The organism is Chromohalobacter beijerinckii, assembly GCF_023061185.1.
In the GTDB taxonomy this organism is placed as follows: Bacteria; Pseudomonadota; Gammaproteobacteria; order Pseudomonadales; family Halomonadaceae; genus Chromohalobacter; species Chromohalobacter beijerinckii.
In genome coordinates this window covers 24,629-41,152 of the sequence record NZ_JAKGAK010000004.1, presented here as the reverse complement: position 1 = coordinate 41,152, position 16,524 = coordinate 24,629, and the positions used below count along the sequence as shown (strand labels likewise).

General features: G+C 61.1%; 15 protein-coding genes. 11 read left to right on the top strand and 4 right to left on the bottom strand.

Annotated elements, in window-relative coordinates:
* The first annotated feature begins 3 nt into the window (after nucleotides 1–3).
* The 10 genes from L1075_RS05140 to mgtE all read left to right on the top strand — a co-directional run bounded on the left by L1075_RS05140 (nucleotide 4) and on the right by mgtE (nucleotide 7,553).
* Entirely contained in the window at nucleotides 4–546 is a 543-nt protein-coding gene (locus tag L1075_RS05140) for a KdsC family phosphatase (RefSeq protein WP_040241832.1), read from the top strand.
* An 8-nt stretch (nucleotides 547–554) separates the two neighbouring features.
* Nucleotides 555–1,142, top strand: coding sequence for an LPS export ABC transporter periplasmic protein LptC (lptC, locus tag L1075_RS05135; protein WP_246940542.1), 588 nt, complete (start codon nucleotides 555–557; stop codon nucleotides 1,140–1,142).
* On the top strand, nucleotides 1,139–1,663 hold the full coding sequence (lptA, locus tag L1075_RS05130) for a lipopolysaccharide transport periplasmic protein LptA (RefSeq protein ID WP_040241835.1): 525 nt from the start codon (nucleotides 1,139–1,141) through the stop codon (nucleotides 1,661–1,663). The genes lptC and lptA overlap by 4 nt, the downstream gene beginning before the upstream one ends.
* 49 nt (nucleotides 1,664–1,712) lie before the next feature.
* Nucleotides 1,713–2,438 carry an LPS export ABC transporter ATP-binding protein gene (gene lptB, locus L1075_RS05125; protein WP_040241837.1) on the top strand — a complete coding sequence of 242 codons (726 nt, stop codon included), beginning with the start codon at nucleotides 1,713–1,715 and terminating at the stop codon, nucleotides 2,436–2,438.
* A gap of 124 nt (nucleotides 2,439–2,562) precedes the next feature.
* A complete protein-coding gene (locus L1075_RS05120; RefSeq protein ID WP_246940539.1) occupies nucleotides 2,563–3,996 on the top strand; it encodes an RNA polymerase factor sigma-54 in 1,434 nt (477 codons plus the stop codon).
* A gap of 136 nt (nucleotides 3,997–4,132) precedes the next feature.
* Nucleotides 4,133–4,441 carry a ribosome hibernation-promoting factor, HPF/YfiA family gene (hpf, locus tag L1075_RS05115; RefSeq protein ID WP_040241842.1) on the top strand — a complete coding sequence of 103 codons (309 nt, stop codon included), beginning with the start codon at nucleotides 4,133–4,135 and terminating at the stop codon, nucleotides 4,439–4,441.
* A gap of 6 nt (nucleotides 4,442–4,447) precedes the next feature.
* The gene (ptsN, locus tag L1075_RS05110) at nucleotides 4,448–4,924 is read left to right on the top strand and encodes a PTS IIA-like nitrogen regulatory protein PtsN (RefSeq protein WP_246940536.1); all 477 of its coding nucleotides are present in this window, start codon (nucleotides 4,448–4,450) and stop codon (nucleotides 4,922–4,924) included.
* A gap of 41 nt (nucleotides 4,925–4,965) precedes the next feature.
* Nucleotides 4,966–5,862 (top strand): RNase adapter RapZ, encoded by an 897-nt coding sequence (gene rapZ / locus L1075_RS05105; RefSeq protein WP_246940532.1) that lies wholly within the window; start codon nucleotides 4,966–4,968, stop codon nucleotides 5,860–5,862.
* The gene (locus tag L1075_RS05100; RefSeq protein ID WP_246940531.1) at nucleotides 5,849–6,118 is read left to right on the top strand and encodes an HPr family phosphocarrier protein; all 270 of its coding nucleotides are present in this window, start codon (nucleotides 5,849–5,851) and stop codon (nucleotides 6,116–6,118) included. The genes rapZ and L1075_RS05100 overlap by 14 nt, the downstream gene beginning before the upstream one ends.
* An 82-nt stretch (nucleotides 6,119–6,200) precedes the next feature.
* A complete protein-coding gene (mgtE, locus tag L1075_RS05095) occupies nucleotides 6,201–7,553 on the top strand; it encodes a magnesium transporter (RefSeq protein WP_040241856.1) in 1,353 nt (450 codons plus the stop codon).
* Nucleotides 7,554–7,628: 75 nt separating this feature from the next.
* Here mgtE and pmbA read toward each other — a convergent pair whose 3' ends face one another.
* The gene (gene pmbA, locus L1075_RS05090) at nucleotides 7,629–8,969 is read right to left on the bottom strand and encodes a metalloprotease PmbA (RefSeq protein WP_246940526.1); all 1,341 of its coding nucleotides are present in this window, start codon (nucleotides 8,967–8,969) and stop codon (nucleotides 7,629–7,631) included.
* Between the two features lie 109 nt (nucleotides 8,970–9,078).
* Here pmbA and yjgA point away from each other — a divergent pair, with 109 nt between their 5' ends.
* Entirely contained in the window at nucleotides 9,079–9,597 is a 519-nt protein-coding gene (gene yjgA, locus L1075_RS05085; RefSeq protein WP_246940524.1) for a ribosome biogenesis factor YjgA, read from the top strand.
* Between the two features lie 115 nt (nucleotides 9,598–9,712).
* Here yjgA and tldD read toward each other — a convergent pair whose 3' ends face one another.
* The 3 genes from tldD to rng are packed head-to-tail and all read right to left on the bottom strand — an operon-like array spanning nucleotide 9,713 to nucleotide 16,522.
* Nucleotides 9,713–11,167 (bottom strand): metalloprotease TldD, encoded by a 1,455-nt coding sequence (tldD, locus tag L1075_RS05080; protein WP_246940521.1) that lies wholly within the window; start codon nucleotides 11,165–11,167, stop codon nucleotides 9,713–9,715.
* On the bottom strand, nucleotides 11,164–15,054 hold the full coding sequence (locus L1075_RS05075) for a YhdP family phospholipid transporter (RefSeq protein WP_246940518.1): 3,891 nt from the start codon (nucleotides 15,052–15,054) through the stop codon (nucleotides 11,164–11,166). Before L1075_RS05075 ends, tldD begins: the two co-directional genes overlap by 4 nt.
* Nucleotides 15,055–15,058: 4 nt before the next feature.
* Complete coding sequence (rng, locus tag L1075_RS05070) at nucleotides 15,059–16,522, bottom strand: ribonuclease G (protein WP_040241870.1); 1,464 nt, start codon at nucleotides 16,520–16,522, stop codon at nucleotides 15,059–15,061.
* Between the last annotated feature and the right edge of the window lie 2 nt (nucleotides 16,523–16,524).

Genomic DNA, 16,524 nt, shown 5'->3' with positions numbered 1-16,524 from the left:
CCCATGACATATTCCGACGATTGGCGCGACAAGGCTCGCCGTATCCGACTCCTGGCCTTGGACGTGGACGGCGTACTCACTGACGGCACGCTGCACTTTCAAAGCGATGGCCAGGAAACCAAGAGCTTCAACATCCTCGACGGCCTCGGCATCAAACTGCTGCAACAAAATGGCGTCGCCGTGGCATTGATCACCGGGCGTGAGTCGCCCATGGTTAGCCGGCGCGCCGAGGCGCTTGGCATCGCCCACGTCGCACAAGGTCGCGAGGACAAACTAGTGGCGCTGACCGCCTTGTGCGCACAGCTCGGCCTACCGCTGAACGCCGTCGCCTACTGTGGCGACGACTTGCCTGACCTGGCCGCGATTCGCGCCGCCGGGCTCGGCCTGAGTGTGAACAACGCCCCGGATTACGTCCGTGCACACGCCGACTGGGTTCCCTCGCGCTCGGGCGGCCAAGGCGCGGTGCGCGAAATCTGCGACGCCTTGCTGAGCTGCCAGGGACGGTGGGATGCTTGTCTCGCGCCCTATCTCGATGGCCAAGGATGAATCGCGTCATGCCGACTTTTCTGTCTTCTCGCAAATGGGCACGACTGGGACTATTGCTAGTACTGATAGTCCTGGGTATCGGCCTAGCCATCGTCGAGCAACGCGACTCTTCTTCCCCGGGCCCCGTCCCTAGCGATGACGCGGGCGAGCCCGATTACTACCTCGAAGGCGTCACCATGACGCGCTTCAACGCGCAAGGCATTCCCCATCAAACGCTTAAATCGCCGCGCCTCGTGCATACCCCTGTCGACGACGTCATTCGCGCTGACTCACCAAAGGCCAAGGTACGTGACGAGGCGGGACGCAAGTGGGACATCGCCGGCGACAAGGGAAGCCTGGGGCCGCAACGCGATTTACTCACCCTGACCGGAAACGCCCAGCTCGTACAACCCGAGCAGGGCTGGCGCCTCGACACCGACGTGCTGTACTACCAATCCAGCGAAGGCCACGCCTGGAGTGACACCGAGGCCGTGTTGCGGCAGCATGAGCAGCGCGTGCGCGGCAATCGCTTCGATGCCTGGATCGACACCGATCAAGCGCGTCTGAGCGGTGATGTGCGAGGCCACCATCCACAGCTTGCCGAGGACGAATCATGAGGACACGACCATTGACGACGGCGCTGGCATGCGCCGCGCTAGGGCTCGCCAGTCACACGGCGCTAGCACTGGAAAGCGATGCCAGCCAGCCTATCGAGATCGCCGCCGATCAGCTCGATCTCGACGATAACGCCGGCACCGCGGTCTACACCGGCGACGTCGATATGCAACAAGGCAGCATGCAACTGACGGCCGCGCGCGTGGAAATCGAACGCAACGCGCAGGGTGAAGTCTCCACGGTCACCGCTCATGGCGGCGGTGGCGAGCGTGCCTATCTCGAACAAAAACCTGCACCGGACGAACCCGTGGCCAAGGGCTGGGGCGATACGGTGATCTATCATGCCGCCGAGCGTCGTGTGGAACTCATCGACAATGCCGAGTTGCACCAAGCCCGAGATACCTTCAATGGCGCCTATGTCGAATACTTCCTCGATCGCCGCCAGGTACAGGCTCGCTCCGACGATGACGGCGAGAGTGACCAGCGCGTTCGCATGACCCTGACGCCTCGCGACAGCGAGTAGTCACCGTGTCTCGTATTCACTCATCCCAGTTAGGTAGGACCCGACGCCCATGAAGACCCTGAGTGCCGCCAACCTCGCCAAGAGCTACAAGGGCCGCCGCGTGGTGCATGACATCAGCCTGACCATACGTCAGGGCAGCATTGTCGGCCTGCTCGGCCCTAATGGCGCCGGCAAGACTACCTCGTTCTACATGATTGTCGGGCTGGTAGGCGCCGATGCCGGCAGCGTACACATCGACGAGCGCAACCTGTCGCAAGCGGCCATGCACGAACGCGCTCGCGCCGGTATCGGCTATCTTCCCCAGGAAGCATCGATCTTTCGCAAGCTCTCGGTTGCCGACAACATCATGGCAATTCTCGAGACGCGCCGCGATCTCGACAAGGCCGCGCGCAAGGCGCAACTCGAACGCCTCCTAGAAGAGTTTCACGTCACCCACATCCGCGACAATCCCGGCATGAGCCTGTCCGGGGGCGAACGTCGTCGCGTAGAGATCGCCCGCGCTCTGGCCACCGAGCCCGCTTTCATCCTACTCGACGAACCCTTCGCCGGGGTCGACCCAATCTCCGTTGGAGAGATAAAGAGCATCATCCGCCAATTGCGCGATCGCGATATCGGCGTCTTGATTACCGACCACAACGTACGCGAAACCCTGGATATCTGTGACAACGCCTATATCGTCGGCAACGGCCAGATCATCGCCGAAGGCCATGCCGAGGCTATACTCGCCAATCAGAAAGTACGCGACGTCTACCTCGGCCATGAGTTCCGGCTTTAAACGCAAGCTACTGGAACCGCCGTGCGCTTATATAAATGGCATGATTGTTGCTTCCATTCTTGCAAGTAGCATCGTCGCGAGATAACGTACGGACACCGTTTCAGGAAGCGACGATCAATTCTCCATGTCCATGAAACCTACCTTGCAGCTTCGCGTCGGCACACAGCTGACGATGACGCCCCAGTTACAGCAAGCCATTCAGCTCTTGCAGCTTTCAACGCTGGATTTGCGACAGGAGATCCAGCAAGCACTGGACTCCAACCCCATGCTAGAGCTTGAGGAGGACTTCGAAGAGCGCGAGGTTAGCGAAACGCAGCAGGAAGATGATTGGACGAGCGACATCCCCGAGAATCTGTCACTGGATAGCGAATGGAGTGATACCTACCAGGATGCAGGCCCCTCATCACTGACGGGCGGCGGCAGCAGCGAGGAAGGTCCCGATATAGATCGCAATACCGCGCATACCAGTCTTCACGACCATTTGGCCTGGCAACTCGCCATGGCCGATATGACACCGCGCGAACATGATATTGCCGAAAGTCTGATCGATGCCATGGGTGCCGACGGCTATCTCACCCTGCCCCTCGACGAGCTTGTCGACGGTTTGCGCAGCCAAGGCCTGTCGGGCCTCAAGGTCGGCGATATCGAACACGTCATGATGCGCGTACAGCAGTTCGATCCCACCGGGGTCGGCGCCCGCGATCTACGTGAGTGCCTGTTATTGCAGCTCGGCGCCCTCCCCGAAGACATGCCGCTGCTGACTCAAGCCAAGCGACTGGTACGCCAGTTCCTCGACGCTCTCGCGGGAAACGACCGCAAGTTGCTCAAACGCCGGCTGCGCCTCGACGAAGAGGAGCTCGATCACGTCATTGCCCTCATTCGGTCGCTCGACCCACGCCCTGGGCTCGCCTTCGAGGACAGCAGCAACGATTATGTCATCCCCGACCTCGTCGCACGGCGCATCCGACAGGATTGGCGCATTGAGCTCAATCCCGAGGCCTTGCCTCGCGTGCGCATACAGCCGGATTACGCCGCACTCATCAAGCGCGCCGACAAGAGCGACGACAACACCTTCCTCAAACAGCACCTGCAAGAAGCCAAATGGCTACTCAAGAGCCTATCGAGCCGTAACGATACCTTGCTGCGCGTGGGTCAGGAGATCATGGCGCGCCAGCTCGATTTCCTCGAACGTGGCGAGGAAGCCATGAAGCCGTTGATCCTGGCGGATATAGCCGGCGCAGTGGACATGCACGAGTCGACCATCTCCCGCGTCACCACGCAGAAATTCATTCATACCCCACGCGGCGTATTTGAGCTCAAGTATTTCTTTTCCAGCCACGTCGGGGGACAAGGCGAAACCGACGCCCATTCCAGCACGGCGATTCGTGCACGCTTGAAGAAATTGATCGGCGACGAGCCACCACGCAAACCTCTATCCGATAGCAAACTCGTCGACCTACTGGCTCAGGACGGCATTCCGGTCGCACGACGCACTGTGGCCAAGTACCGCGAAGCGATGGGCATCCCCTCCTCCAGCGAGCGCAAGCGACTCGCCTGAAAGCGGGCGGATTGCACGTATCGGCCACGCTGCGTAGACTCGCCGCGGCCTTCGTTATCCAGCGCTTGTCTAGGGCTATGCAGCGCTCTAAAAAGGGTTACAATCGAAGTGCCAACCGATGGAATAGGAGCGTGCAATGCAAGCCAATATCACCGGTCATCACATCGAATTGACCGATGCTCTACGCGACTACGTCAATGAAAAGCTCGCGCGTCTGGAACGCCACTATGACAACATCACCACCGTCCAGGTCACGTTATCCATCGAGAAGGAACGTCACCTGGCTGCATGCACGCTTCATGCCGCAGGCGCGGACCTGCATGCCGATACGCAAAGCGACGACATGTACGCCGCTATCGACGCCCTAACCGACAAGCTCGACCGTCAGCTCGTCAAACACAAGGAAAAGGTGCAGGCACGCGCTCAGGGCGCCGGTGCCCGTTAATTCGCCATGATATTGGAAAGCATTCTACCCCCCGAGCGCGCACTCTTCGGCGTTGCCGGGGGGAGCAAGAAGCGCGTGCTGGAATTTTTCAGCACCTTCATCGCACAGAACACACCTAGCCTCGATAGCCAGGAAGTTTTCGGACGTCTCATCGGCCGCGAACGATTGGGCAGTACCGGTATCGGCAATGGCGTCGCTATCCCGCATGCGCGTAATCCGCATTGCAAGGAGCCGATTGCCGGCTTTCTACGCCTGCAGGAGCCCATCGACTTCGATGCCACCGATGGCGACCCCGTCGACCTGATCTTCGTCCTGCTAGTGCCAGAAGAAGCCGATGATGCGCATTTGTCGTTGCTTGCCCAGGTTGCCGCCATCATGAACGATAGCGCCATCCGTACCAAGCTACGCCAGGCACAGACCCAGCGGCAGCTCTACGACACTCTGATCGAGGCCATCCGCCAGCACGATACCAGCGAAAACTGACACTCGCGTACACGGATACTCGCGCAACACAAGGGGCGCCCATGCAGCTCGTGATCATCAGCGGCCGTTCCGGCTCCGGCAAATCGATTGCCCTGCAAGCACTCGAGGATCTCGGCTACTACGCGATCGACAACCTGCCGGCCAGTCTCATGGCACCCCTGATCGATGAGCTGCGTGAAGGCCCGCCGTCACGCACGCATATCGCGGTCAGTATCGACGCACGCAATCTTCCCGACGCCCTGAGACGCTTTCCAGTGCTGCTTGAAGAGATCCGCGCCCGAGGTATTCAGTGCCAGGTCGTTTATCTGACCGCCGACTCGCGCATACTGCTGGAACGCTACTCAGCGACACGCCGTCGTCATCCGCTGACGCGAACCAGCGAAATGACGCTCGCCGAAGCCATCGAACAAGAACAGACCTACCTTTCGTCGATTCGCGATATCGCCGATTTGGTCATCGACACCTCCAACCAGTCGGTGCATGAACTGCGTGGCCGCATCGCCGAGCAGGTTGCACGCCATAGCGGTCGACACCTGACCTTGACGTTCGAGTCGTTCGGCTACAAACGCGGTGTCCCGCTGGACGCCGACATGGTGTTCGATGCTCGCTGTCTGCCCAATCCTTACTGGGATCCTCAACTACGCGGCTTCGACGGTCGTGATTCACAAATCGTCACGTTTCTCGAAGCTTACCCCGACGTTCACGCCATGGCCGACGATATACGTCAGTGGCTGGAACGCTGGCTCCCTGCCTATGTTGCCAGCAATCGCAGCTATTTGACCGTGGCGATCGGCTGCACCGGTGGCCAGCACCGTTCGGTATACCTGATCGAAGGGCTAGCTCGATATTTTGCGACGCAAATGAGTGGGGTGCGCCTACGTCATCGTGAACTGGGCGTGCAAGCAGCATTGCCGGAGAATGGCGATGCCGCGTCGTAAACTGCAACTCATCAACAAGCGCGGCCTCCACGCACGCGCCGCGACCAAGCTCGTGCAATGCTGCCAATCTTACGCGGCACGCGTCTGCGTCTTCCATGGCCAGCGTGAAGCGGATGCCACCAATATCATGTCACTGCTCATGCTAGCGGCTCCCTGCGGGACCGAACTCGACATTCAAGCCGAGGGCGACGATGCCGAGGAGGTACTCAAGGCCCTCACTGCCTTGTTCGAGGCACGCTTCGAGGAGGATGTTTGATTAGCGAACAGTGTTCGCGCCTTCCCAAAGCAATGTTAGAATGAAGCCTCGCCCTAGAATCGACAAAGGATGCCGATTCCCCATGAGCCCCAATCACAAGCAATTACAGCCCCGGCTGGACCGCCTCAGCGAGGCCTTGGAAAGCGGTGCGTTGGACCAAGCGCGCCGCATGCTCAATCGTGGTCTGGCACCGGTCGACGTCGCTCACCTGCTCGAGTCGACGCCGCCGCGTGAGCGCAATGTGCTTTGGGAGCTAGTCGAACCCGACTTGCAAGGCGATGTCCTGCAATACTTGGGCGACGATATCCAGAGCGAGTTCCTGAGCCGCATGGACGCCGAACAGCTCGTCTCGGCGACCGAAGGGCTCGACGTCGACGACCTCGCCGACCTGCTGCAACGCTTGCCCAACACGGTCATTCACGAAGTCTTGCAAGCCATGGAGGCGCAAGAACGCCAGCGGATCGAGACCGTGCTGTCCTATCCCGAGGACACCGCCGGCGGCTTGATGAATACCGATACCATCACCATTCGCCCGGATATCACCCTGGACGTGGTGCTGCGTTATCTACGTCGACACGAGAAACTGCCCGACTCCACCGATACGCTGCTCGTCGTCACCCGACGCGACGAACTGATCGGCACCCTACCGCTCAATTTGCTGTTGGTGTCCGACCCTTCGATCTTGGTCCGCGAGGTCATGAACACCGATTTTGCCTCGGTGCAGGCCACGGCCGCGGACACCGAGGTCGCCAGCCTGTTCGAGAAATTCGATCTTATTTCGGCGCCGGTGGTGAGCACCGACGGCGCCCTGCTGGGCCGTATTACCATCGACGACGTGGTCGACGTCATTCGCGAGGATGCCGAGCATCAGGTCATGAGCATGGCCGGCCTCGACGAGGACGAGGACACCTTCGCGCCGGCGTGGCGCACCGGGCGCCGACGTGCCGTGTGGCTGGGCATCAACCTGATCGCGGCGACCATCGTATCGTTCGCTATCGGCATCTTCGAATCGACCATTCAGCAAATCACCGCGCTGGCCGTCTTGATGCCCATCGTCTCCAGCATGGGTGGTATCGCCGGATCACAGACGCTGACGGTGCTGATTCGTGGGATTGCCCTGGGGCACGTCGGCGGCGCCAACGTGCAGTGGCTGCTAGTCCGCGAAATGCTCTCGGGGATGATGAACGGGGTGCTATGGGCCGTGATCGTAGCCTTGGTCGCTATCGTGCGCTTCGACGACTACAAACTAGGCGGCATCATCGCCTTGGCGATGGTCATCAACCTGACCGTCGCCGCGCTGGCCGGCACCGTTATTCCCGTGCTGCTCAAACGCCTTAAGATCGATCCAGCGCTCTCGGGAGGCGTGCTCTTGACGACGATCACCGATGTCGTCGGCTTCGTCGCGTTCCTGGGGCTGGCCGCCGCGTTTTATTGAGGCGCGACGAACGCCGCGCCATCACAACATAAGGCAATGACGACGCGGCACCGAGGTTCCGCGTCGCCGAGCGCTTTACTCGCCCGCTACCGTCATGTCATCGATCAGCCAACTTCCGGTGTGTACACTGCCCCGCGTATCGATATCGCTACCCACACCTTGAAGATTGGCGAACATATCGCGCAAGTTGCCGGCAATGGTGAACTCCTCGACGGGATGCTGAATCTTGCCATCCTCGACCCAGAATCCCGATGCACCGCGTGAATAATCACCTGTCACGCCATTGACGCCCTGCCCCATCAACTCGGTAACGAGTACGCCGCGCCCCATCTGCGCGAGCAATTCATCCCGCGAGACGAGAGGCGCGTCGATACGCAGGTTGCGTGCACCGCCGGCATTGCCGGTCGTGGTCATTCCCAGTCGCCGTGCGCTATACGTCGAGAGCATGTAACTCGCCAAGCGCCCCTGGTCGAGGAATACGTTATCGCGCGTGGCCACGCCATCGTTATCGAAGGCCGTGCTCGCCATGGCGCCATATTCGCGAGGCCGTTCACGCAGAGTGAACCATTCAGGAAAGATCGTCTCACCCAACTGACCGCACAGGAAAGATGCCTCGCGATACAAGGCGCCCCCGGCGATGGCGCCCATGAAACTTCCCACCAGGCCGCTGGCCAGCTCGGGAGCAAAGAGCACCGGCATTCGTCCTGTCGCCGGTGAGGCCGCCCCCAACCGGGCTAACGTCTTCTCGGCGGCACGCCGCCCCACGACTTCGGGTGATTCCAAGTCCGCCGGATTGCGTACCGAGGTATAATCGTAATCGCGCTGCATGTCCGCCCCCTGACCGGCGATCAACATGCACGACAGCGAGTGGCGGCTTCCGCGCTGACTGCCCAGAAATCCATGGCTATTGCCGTAAACGCGCACACCTTCACCACTGGAGAGGCTCGCACCCTCGGAATTGGCGATACCCTCGACCCCGCGACCGGCGGACTCGCAAGCCAGTGCCAGCTCGATGGCATCGTCGGTGCTCAGCGACCAGGGGTAATGGACGCCGAGATCCGGCAATTCCGTCGCCATCAGCGCCGCATCGGCCAAGCCCGAGGCCGGATCCTCCGCCGTATAGCGCGCGATATCCAACGCTTTCTCTACCACCGCACGCAAGGATTCATCGCTCGCGTCGGATGTCGATACGCTGCCCTTGCGCTGCCCCACGTAAACGGTCACTGCGATCCCCTGATCGCGGGATAGCTCGACGTTTTCCACGTCACCCAGGCGTACACCGACCTCGATCCCTTGGTCCACGCTGGCGCCCACTTCGCACGCATCGGCGCCCAATCGCTTGGCCAATTCCAAGGCCTGCGCGACGCGTGCCTCCAAGCGTGCTTGCTGCTCTACAGCATCGAAGGCCTGGCTCATGGTCTACTCCTGTACTCATAAGGCCCGAGACACTGCTCAAGGGCTCGGTAGGATTGTCGAGGAAGCCTGATATACTGCACGGTCATCCCCGAAGCATGATGGTAATGCAATGTCGATCGATCTCCCCGACCCGCACGATGAAGAGGCGGGATATCCCAGCAAGACCCAACGCAAGAACGAGATGAAAGCCCTGCAAGCACTGGGCGAGCGCATCATCGCCATGAGTGATGCCGAACGCGCACGCCTACCGCTTTCCGACGACATGCGCTTCGCGGTCGAGGAAACCTCGCGTATCCGCTCCCGCGAAGGGCGGCGTCGCCACATGCAATACGTGGGCAAGGTCATGCGCCGTGAAGACCTTGCGGCCATTCAGGCCACGTTCGACGCCATCGAGCAAGAAAGCTTACAACGCGATAACGCCTTTCATCGTCTCGAGCACTGGCGCGACCGGCTCATCGAGGACGACAGCGCGGACGCGCTGGAGACCTTCATCGCTGAATATCCCGAGGTCGACCGCCAGACGCTGCGGCAACTCATCCGCAACGCCAGAAGCGAGCGCCAGCGCGAGAAACCGCCGACGAATGCTCGCAAACTGTTCAAACTGATCCGCGAAACCGCCGGCCTCTAAGCTAGAAGACCCGGGGCTCCGCCGCTCGAAGCTCGCAGCTCGCAGCTCGCAGCTCGAAGTCAGAAATTGTCTTCAAGCTTCCAGCCGCTTAGCGGTGCTCTTTCCGCTTCGAGCTTTATGACTGCGTTCCGCCCACGGTGAGCTCGTCAATTTTGAGTGTCGGCTGGCCCACGCCGACCGGCACTCCCTGACCTTCCTTGCCACAGACGCCAATACCGGTGTCCAGCTCGAGATCGTGACCGATCATCGATACCTGCTGCATCACCTCCGGCCCGTTGCCGATCAAGGTCGCGCCCTTGACCGGCGCGGTGATCTTACCGTCCTCGATCAAATAAGCCTCAGAGGCGGAGAACACGAAACGTCCCGACGTGATATCGACCTGGCCGCCACCAAAGCTCACCGCATAGATGCCCCGCTTGACGCTCTTGACGATATCCTCGGGATCATCCTGGCCGGCCATCATGCAGGTATTGGTCATGCGCGGCATGGTGACGTGTGCGTAGGACTCGCGACGCGCATTGCCGGTGGGCGCCATACCCATCAAACGCGCGTTGAGCTTGTCCTGCATGTACCCCTTGAGGATACCGTCTTCGATCAGCGTGTTGCGCTGTGTCGGGGTACCTTCATCGTCGACACTCAGCGATCCGCGCCGATCAGATAGCGTCCCGTCATCGACGACCGTGACACCCGGCGCGGCCACGCGCTCGCCGATACGCCCCGCGAAGGCCGAGCTGCCTTTACGATTAAAGTCACCTTCGAGGCCGTGCCCCACCGCCTCGTGAAGCAGAATGCCGGGCCAGCCGTTGCCTAACACCACCGGCATTTGGCCGGCCGGCGCATCGACCGCATCCAGGTTGACCATTGCCTGACGCACCGCTTCCTTAGCGAAGCGTTCCGCCACATTCTCGTCGCGCAAGCGCGCCATCGAATAGCGACCGCCACCGCCGGCGCTACCGCGCTCACGGCGCCCGTCACGCACGGCGATAACGCTGACGTTGAACCGTACCAAGGGGCGAATATCGGCGGCGAGCGTGCCATCACTGGCGCGCACCATTACTACTTCATAGACGCCCGACAAAGAGGCACTGACCTGCGTAATGCAAGGATCAGCGGCGCGGGCCACGCGATCCGCCGTCTTGAGCATGGCGATTTTATCCTCGGCGGACAGCCCCGCCAGAGGATCGACATCGGCGTAGCGCCGCGTGGGCATGGCGGCCTGAACCGCCTGGGGTGGCAAGCGTTGGCCGCTTCGCGCAATACCTGCTGCAATACGCCCAGTATCGGCCAGCGCATCGGCACTGATCTGATTGGAGTAGGCGAAGCCGGTCTTTTCCCCGGTCAGGGTGCGTACGCCAACGCCACCGTCGATGCTGTAGCCGGCCTCCTTGACGTCGCCGTCCTCGAGTATCCAGCTTTCTTGCCAGGTACGTTGAAAATATAAGTCGGCATAATCGATGCCCGGCCCCATGGCATGGTCCAAGCCGGTATCTAGCGCCGCCAGGTCGAGACCGCCCGGCGCGAGGAGCAATGAGGTCGCCTGATTCAAGGCGCTGTCGTTGAGTGCGTTCATCGGGCGCTTTCCAGTGTTAGTTGCGGCGACGACCATGAGCCGTGCACGCGGTAATGTATCTGCGTTGCCTTATCGAGCCAGCCGCCGAAGAGCTTGTGGGCAAGGTACAAGCCCACGCCTACCTGCGGCGCGCCAACAAGCACGGCCGCCAGCGGCAAATTCTGGCTCACCGGCACGGTGATACCCAGTCGCTGATTCAGTGTACGCTGCACGAGATCGGCTTCGCCTTGCAAGGTAAAGTGGGTGGCCGAACCGTCGATTTCAACCGGGCCTCGGGTCACGAGCTTGCCATCGAACAGCGTTGCCTCGCCGTTCACGCTATTGAACGCCGTCCCCTCCTGGGTAATATCGGAGAAGTCCAACGTCAGCCGACGGAAGATGTTATCCAGATTAAGCAGTCCCACCAGCTTGGCTGGGCCCGAATCGACCTGCCGAAAACGCCCATTGGTCAATGACAGCGACGCGCTACCCTGCGAGCGTTCCACTGCAAATTGCCATGGCGCGCCAGGCCATGCCAAGCGCGCATTCAGATCGACGCTTTCGCTATTGACCACTTCAGGCTGCCCCAGGCGAACCAAGGCGTCGCCGAGGTTGCTACCTTTCAGGGCCAACCGTGTGCGCGTCAGGCTACCTTCTCGCCCCGCGGTTTCCCAAGCCAGTTCGCCGCTCGCCGTCACGCCGTTGACCACCAGCGACAACGGCTTGATATCCAGACGCTGCGATGAGGTCTGCCAGTCGGCATCGAGCGGACCGAAGGTTTGTCCATCATGACGCAGCTCGCCGACATGCAAGCGCCCATCGGGCCAGCCTTCCACGCCATCCGGAAGCGCTACCGGATCCGGCGGTGTGGCGATTTCATCGATGAGCCTCACCTGGCCGTCGTCTTGGGTGCCCCCCTCGGCAGGCCACAAGGTATCGAGGTCGAGACGTGCGAGGTCAATATCCAACGGACGCGACGTCTCTGGCCGCCACTGCGCTTCTCCCGCTGCAACCGGGCCCGCCAGTGTCAGTTGCCATCCCTCCTCGAGTGGGGTGACATCGGCTTGTAACGCCCCCCGGCACTGTTCATCGAGCACGACACAGGGCGTCGAGACGGCGATACGCCGCAGACCGCTCGATACACCCTCGCCCGTGCCACTCGATATATCGTCCGGCATGCCTTTGGGTTGCGCGGTGACTTGCCGATTGAGATCCCGCTCGCGCAGCAGCGAGATCCATTGTTGAGGATCCAAGCGCGGCGGCTGCCAGTTCACGGTCCAACCGTCCTGCTGTGGCCACTGAGGCGCTTCCGGCCAATTCTCCAACCATGCCTGACCCTGTAAGCGTTCGCCTCGCGTACGCCAGCGTAACCGCCCCCAGTCCGACACTCGGATCCGGCCGCTGCCTGACGCCACATCCGCGCTGACTTCCAGCGGCGCCGTGTCGTCGACGGCCTTGCCAAAGGGGGCCGGCAGGCGCAGGGCCAGACCCTTGAGATCACTGGTGACGCGTACGCTCGCGTTGTCCTTTTCATCGAAGGTGACCCGTGCGCGATACGGTAGCGTGCCCTCGGCAAGCGCGGGCTGCGGCGCCAGGCGCGCCCAGCTCAATAGCCCCTCGGCGCTGGCACGACCCGTGAAGGTAAAGCCATCTCCCCCCATGTCCAACGTGCCCTTCATATCCCCCCCCAACGCCCGCGCGCTCACAGTACCGGTCAGCAGGTCCTGATCCTTGAGGCGGCGATAACGCAGATCACTCTGAACATCCTCGAGCGGAAGGCGCAACATGCCGAGGTACAGCCGCGAGGCCTCGACACGCCCTTGGATATCGGCCTTCATTGCTTCAGGGATCGCCAGCGGAATCGTCATGTCGAGATCGGCCTCGACGTGGCCTTCACTCTGCCAATCGGCGAAAGTTTCGCTGAGATCTTCCAGCGGCGCCTCGGCGAGATAATCCAGCAATGCCTGACTGGACCCCGTGACCGGCCCGCGCACACCCAGCGTGTTGCCGACCATCAAGACACGGGCGTCACGCGTTTCCAGGCCCATGCTGGAGGCGTGGTCCACCTGCGCGACCAGGGTCTGGTTATCGATATCCAAATGGCCGGCAACGTTTTCCAGCGCTGGCCATTCGGGGTCATAGGGCAAACGGCCCTGCTCGACATCCAATTCCAGCTGCAGGCGATCATCGGGATTGACGAATAACTTCCCTTCGGGCGCCTCGCGTTCGGTCAGCGTCTGCGACAATGACAGACTGCCCTGAGAAACGCGCCCACTGACCTGCGACAGCCAATCGAGCAGTTCGTCATCCATGGTTTGGGTGGGCAACCAGTCGAGCAGCGGGGTATCGATCGCATCGGCATCGGAAAACGCCAGATCAAGATCAAGTCGTCCGGGCTTGTCCTCGGCCATCGGTAGGTGCGTCACGAACGTACCGGTCACCTCGGCCCCGCGCCAGTTGGCTCGTAACGCCTTGCCTTCAATATAGAAGGCATTGCCGTCACGCTGCCAGTCGATACGCCCGGCCGCAGCATCCAGTGCGATTGGTTGGACATAGACGTCGGGGAATGCGAGCGCCATGCCCGACTCATCCCGAAAACGCACGCTTCCCGAAGCGTTGTCGGTGGTCACCCAGGCACTGAATGGCCCGCCACCGGGAATGCCGTCCCAAGCCGACACGCGTGCCCCCGTCAGTGCCGTTCGTGAAAACCAACGGCCGTCATGATGCCCGACTTCGAGGCCGACAACTTGCCCCTGTGGAGCCATCTGGTCAAGCATTCGTTTGTGTTCATCCGACAACGGCAGCATGCCGCCCCAAGCGGCCAATGCACCCAGCGAAAAATCACTGCTGCGCAGCCACCAGTCGGCGCCTTCAACGCGCGCCTGTAATCGCTCGGGCAAGGGTGATCCTTCACGGTCGTCGCCATTGCGTTTGGCGACTAGGCCATTGGCCCAGATATCCCAGCCGCCATTGTCATCTCGCAACGCCTGGGCACGCACGCCGATATCCTCGAATGCCAGCGGCGAGCCATCACGTCGTATGATATCCAGTCTGGGTAGCGACAACCGCAGGCGAGCATCCTCAAGGCGGGCATCATGCCAGCGGGCCCATAGCCGGGCGTCGCCTTCTACCGTTTTCAGAGTGTAGCGTTGCTGAGCGGTCAACACCTGCCCTAGGGCACGCAGTCCTTGGGCGTTGACGTCGACTTGCAAGGCAGCATTGAAGGCGCCCAGTCCACGACGCCCGGGTAGTACCTCGAGCACCGCGCTCAACGCGGCGTCCGGTTGGCCTTCGACATGCAACTGACCTTCGAGATGGGCCTGTGAATCGCCACCCGCCATCAGCACGCGCGGTGCCACGAGCGTGACCTCATCCTGTCGCCCATGCAGCACCACGCGCACGTCATGAATGGCGACACGCTGACGCAGAAGAGCGCCGACCCAACGGTCGATATCGGCGAGACGGAAGCGGCCCGGTGCCTGAACCTCATCAGGCACTTCCGCCGAGGGCCAGCCCCACCCCCCTTCGGCACGCTGATAGAGATGAAGCGTCGCTTGTTCGACCTCGGCCCTTTCGAAAACGGGATACCCCGCGCGTAGCGACGCCAGGGTATCGAGACGCGCATGCGCGCTTTCAAGGCTCAGCAAAGGCGGCGCCTGAGGCACCTTGGCACGCAAGGTCATGCCCGAAAGCGTCGCAGACGGGTCCCAACCATGCCAATCGGCGCCGAGATTCTCAAGCTCGGCATCGGCGCTGAAACGCTCGGAGAGCTGGGCTTCGATATCGTCGCGAAACGCATCGACCTGTGTCGCCAGACCGCGCGCTGCCAGCAACACCAGCACGATGATGCTCAGTACCACCGCCACGACTGTGAGCGCCCAGCGCCACGCTCCTCGCAACGCATTCATGGGCTCACATCAGCACGATGTCGTACTGCTCCTGGGAATAGTGGGCTTCGACCTGAAAGCGAATCGTCTTGCCAATGAAAGCTTCCAGGTCCGCCACCGCTGTCGATTCTTCGTCGAGCAGGCGATCGACCACTCCCTGAGAAGCCAGCACCATGTAGGTTTCCGGGCTGTAAGCACGCTCTTCGCGCAGGATTTCCCGAAATATCTCGTAGCACACGGTCTCCGGTGTCTTGAGTGTTCCGCGTCCCTGGCAGGTCAAGCAAGGCTCGCACAAGGTCTGCTCGAGGCTTTCGCGAGTGCGCTTGCGCGTCACCTGCACCAAGCCGAGTTCGGTCACGCCGGTCAGCTTATTCTTGGCGTGGTCGCGTTCCAGTGCCTTCTCGAGAACACGCAGAACCTGGCGCTGGTGCTCGAGCTCTTCCATGTCGATGAAATCGATGATGATGATGCCACCCAGGTTGCGTAGCCGCAGCTGACGCGCGATCGCCGTGGCTGCCTCGAGGTTGGTTTTGAAGATGGTCTCCTCGAGGTTACGATGCCCCACATAACCGCCGGTATTGACATCGATGGTGGTCATCGCCTCAGTCTGGTCGATAACTAAGTAACCGCCCGATTTGAGCTGTACCTTGCGGCCCAGAGCCTTCTGGATCTCGTCCTCGACGCTGTAAAGATCGAACAGCGGACGCTCGCCTGGATAGTACTCGATGCACGACTCGACATCGGGCATGAATTCCTTGGCGAACTCTTTGAGCTTGGCGTAGTTTTCGCGCGAATCGATTCGTACGCGCTCAATGTCAGCACGTAACACGTCGCGTAACGTACGGATAAATAACGGCAGGTCGTCATAAAGAAGAGCCGGCGGGGTGGCGTTAAGCCGACGCTCATCGACCTTGCGCCAGAGCCGCAACAAAAAATGCATGTCGGTCGCCAGCTCTTCTTGTCCCACACCCTCGGCAGCAGTGCGGATGATCACGCCCCCGGGCACTTCATCGTGCATTGCTGCCTGAGAGGTTTCGATCAACGTCTTGAGTCGTTCGCGTTCGCCCTCATCCTCGATACGCTGGGAGACACCCGTATGTGGCGAGTCGGGCATATACACCAGATAGCGCGACGGCACCGACAGATGCGTGGTCAAACGCGCCCCTTTCGATGCGATGGGATCCTTGGTGACCTGCACGACCAATGGCTGCCCTTCCTGGAGCAAGTGCGAGATCGTGGTGTGTTCATCGATGTTCGCGTTGGGCGCAACGACTTCGTTGACATGAATGAAGGCCGCCCGCTCGAGCCCAATATCCACGAAGGCAGCCTGCATGCCCGGCAGTACACGTACAACCTTGCCCTTGTAGATATTACCCACAATGCCACGCCGACGGCTGCGTTCGATGAAGGCTTCTTGCAAGACACCGTTCTCGACCACGGCGACGCGTGTCTCCATGGGCGTCAAATTGATCAGTACCTCGCCGCTCATGC